This window comes from Streptococcus sp. WM07, assembly GCF_004570525.1.
GTDB lineage: Bacteria > Bacillota > Bacilli > Lactobacillales > Streptococcaceae > Streptococcus.
In genome coordinates, this window is sequence record NZ_SPPZ01000167.1 from 1 (window position 1) to 472 (window position 472).

The 472-nt window shown below is 35.0% G+C and carries 1 protein-coding gene and 1 pseudogene; one reads left to right on the forward strand and one right to left on the reverse strand.

The window, feature by feature from the left end:
* Positions 1–342 (forward strand): transposase (locus E4T71_RS08900; RefSeq protein WP_194181234.1); only part of this gene is annotated, 342 nt, incomplete at its 5' end.
* On the opposite strand, the pseudogene E4T71_RS08905 reads toward E4T71_RS08900, so the two are convergent.
* Positions 332–472, reverse strand: a pseudogene (locus E4T71_RS08905) (transposase); the annotation flags it as partial. The gene E4T71_RS08900 and the pseudogene E4T71_RS08905 overlap by 11 nt on opposite strands.

Below are 472 nucleotides of genomic sequence, written 5' to 3' on the forward strand. Positions count from 1 at the left end.
TGTAATACGGCTTGGATGAATGAATTTTTACGACAACTGTCAGAAGCTTACCCTAACGACTATATTATTTTGGTGATGGATAATGCGGTTTGGCATAAATCACAGACATTGGATATTCCTAGCAATATTGAATTTACATTTATTCCACCTTATACACCAGAGATGAATCCGATTGAACAAGTTTGGGCAGAGATTCGGAAATTAGGATTTAAGAACAAAGCATTTAAATCATTGAATGACGTCATTGATCAGTTGCAAGAAGTTATCCAAAGCTTATCAACTACTCGCTTACGATCGATTGTCCATAGAGAATGGATATCTGCTAATTTTGATTCTGAATGAGTATAAACACCTTATTCTTAAATCCTAATTTGCGAATTTCTGCCCAAACTTGTTCAATGGGATTCATTTCAGGAGTATAAGGTGGGATAAACGAAAATTCTATATTTGCAGGAATCCTCAATGTCTGTGA